At 47.5% G+C, this 2,912-nt stretch carries 2 protein-coding genes; both read left to right on the top strand.

Annotated features, from left to right (window positions below; genetic code table 11):
* Nucleotides 1-200: 200 nt before the first annotated feature.
* The gene (locus tag Q7P41_RS05260) at nucleotides 201-1,751 is read left to right on the top strand and encodes an ABC transporter ATP-binding protein (RefSeq protein WP_303882725.1); all 1,551 of its coding nucleotides are present in this window, start codon (nucleotides 201-203) and stop codon (nucleotides 1,749-1,751) included.
* On the top strand, nucleotides 1,748-2,821 hold the full coding sequence (locus Q7P41_RS05255; protein ID WP_303882724.1) for an ABC transporter permease: 1,074 nt from the start codon (nucleotides 1,748-1,750) through the stop codon (nucleotides 2,819-2,821). The genes Q7P41_RS05260 and Q7P41_RS05255 overlap by 4 nt, the downstream gene beginning before the upstream one ends.
* Nucleotides 2,822-2,912 lie beyond the last annotated feature (91 nt).

Genomic DNA, 2,912 nt, shown 5'->3' with positions numbered 1-2,912 from the left:
CAAGTTTCCTACACGGACGCGGTCAGCTCTGAAGTGAGGGGCCTCGTCTCGCAAGCCGAGCAGTCAATAAAAGAAAACCAGCTTTTGCGGTTCCTCTCTCAATTTCCGGAGCCCCTGGAATAAGTACGTTTTTAGTATAATAAAAGGGGGGAACGTTAGCCCCCCTTTATTTAATTTTACTTAGACAGACGGTGATAAGTATGTCGTCAAACGATGATGTCGTTGTGGAGCTTTCCGGGATTTCAAAATTCTTTCCCGGGGTCTTAGCCTTGGATAAGGTCGATCTTACCGTAAAAAGGGGAGAGGTTCTTGCTCTGCTAGGCGAAAACGGCGCGGGTAAGTCGACTTTAATGAGGATTTTATACGGGATGTACAAGCCCGACGAGGGAGAAATAAAAATTAATGGCAAGATCGCCAACATAGAGTCACCGAAGGATGCCATGGAGCTCGGCATTGGGATGATCCATCAGCACTTCACGCTTGTGCCGGTCCATTCCGTTGTTGAAAATGTCATGCTCGGGACGATAACGGACCCCAGGCGTAGCTTTTCGGTTGAAGAGACTGCCAAGGAGATAGAAAAGCTGGGCGAGACGTATGGCCTTAAAGTGGACCCCTTCGCCACGGTCAACCAACTTCCCGTGGAAATGCAGCAAAGGGTCGAAATTATAAAGGCCCTCTATCGAGGAGCCAAGGTGCTCATCATGGACGAACCTACCGCCGTGTTGACGCCACAAAGCACGGAGATGCTCTTTAACTTCATCCGTGACTTTCGAAGACAGGGAAATTCAGTAATATTCATATCCCATAAGTTAAACGAGGTCTTGGAGATAGCAGACCGTATCGTGGTGCTTCGAAGCGGACGCGTGACGGGCGAAATTCCGCGCCAAGATGCCACGGAAGAAGAACTTGCCGTGATGATGGTCGGGCGTGAATTGAGCAACCTTGAAATAAGATCAATTAATAATGTGTCCCTTGATAAAAAAGAGCCCATCCTTACAATAAAAGACCTCAAAATCAAGGGTGATTTGGGCCATTGGGCCGTGGACTCTCTAAACCTAGAGATCTTTGCCGGTGAGATTCACGGCATAGCCGGTGTAAGCGGCAATGGCCAGGATGAACTTGCTGAAGCCTTATATGGGTTAAGGCCCATAAGCGAAGGAAACATATATCTTAACATACATCATAAAAATATTTCTCTCGTTAACGAGCCTACTCGACGGATCATCGACTACGGCGTTGGATATATCCCTGCCGACAGACATAAAGAGGGCTTAGTGCTTGACATGTCAATACAGGAAAATTTGATCATAAAAAACTTCGACACACCCAGCTTTTCAAGAAGAGGCATACTTCAGAACGATGCCATCAGACAATACGCAACGAGAACCATAGAAAACTTCGCCATCAAAACGCCCTCGCCCGATACGTTGGTTCGGTATTTGTCGGGGGGCAACCAACAGAAGATTGTCATAGCTCGTGAGATCGCAACTGCTAAGTACCTGCTCATTGCCGTTCAACCTACCAGGGGGCTTGATATAGCTTCTACTAATTACGTCCATCAAATGCTTTTGAAAGCAAGAAACGAAGGCAAGGGAGTTTTATTGATCTCTACAGAGTTGTCGGAGATACTTTCGCTCTCCGATAGATTTAGCGTCATATACAGGGGTCGCATACTTAAGACCCTCGACGGCCGGGACGTAAACATCGATGAAATAGGCTTGCTCATGATGGGAGTGACGACAGAGCGATGAAAAAAGAACACCATATATTACTGGCCCTTTTCCCAGCCTATTCCGTCGTTGTTGGCTTATTTTTAAGCGGAATCATGATGTTATTTTTGGACCTAAATCCCATTACCGTTTATAGAGATATCCTGACTTTTGCCTTTCGCGATATGTATAACATAGCCGACATCTTTGCAAAAGCTACACCTTTGATCTTTACGGGGTTGGCCTTTGGTTTCGCCTTTAGAGCGACGCTATTCAACATTGGAGCTCAAGGGCAATTTTATATGGGTTGCCTCGCCTCGGTTAGTTGCTCCCTATATTTCAGCTTCCTGCCGAAACCGCTACTTTTGACCTTGTGTTTGCTTTTAAGCTTGATGGCCGGGGGAGCGTGGGGATCATTGATCGGTTACGCAAAGGCCCGCTTCAACGCCCACGAATTTCTCATAAGTTTAATGTCTACATATGTGGCAATAGCGATAATGAACTACCTCATCAGAGGGCCCTTGATAGAATCTAAGGGTGAATACCCGCAAACGGACGTAATAGCGCAAAGCGCTTGGATCCCGACGCTAATTCCCCATACGAGGCTTCATATGGGGTTGATTTTGGCCTTGCTGGTCGCTGTTATAACTTACTATATCCTCTGGAAGACGACCCTGGGCTTTAGGATAAGGGCAGTGGGTATAAACCGAAGCGCGGCTCGCTTCGCTGGCATAGATGAAAAGAGAATATTCGTTATCGTATTTTTCATAAGCGGTGCCTTTGCAGGAATTGCGGGCTTTACCGAGGTAAACGGCATCCAACACATGCTCGTTCAGGGCTTTAACCCCATGATCGGAGCCGAGGGGATTGGGATAGCAATACTTGGAAATGCCCACCCCTTGGGGATCGTGTTGTCGGCGCTTCTTTTTGGCGCCCTTAAAGTCGGAGGAACCATTGCCGTTCAGGTGTCGGGGATTTCCTCGAGCATCCTGGGAATCATGGAGGGGTTTGTCATGCTATCTGTGATCGTTTCCTATTTCATACGCCAGCGCATCGTAATTGCGATAGAAAAAAAGCACCTTCACGAGGAAAGCAAGGTGAAAGATCGATGACTGCTATTATCGTAGGGCTTCTGTCGAGGGCCATTCAGATGAGCACCCCCCTTATAATCGGTGCAATGGCTGAAGTGCTCGTGGAAAGGGC

The sequence above is a fragment of the Acetomicrobium mobile genome, assembly GCF_937920065.1.
Note: the sequence above shows the minus strand (reverse complement) of the source record. Positions and strands in the feature narration are given on the sequence as shown.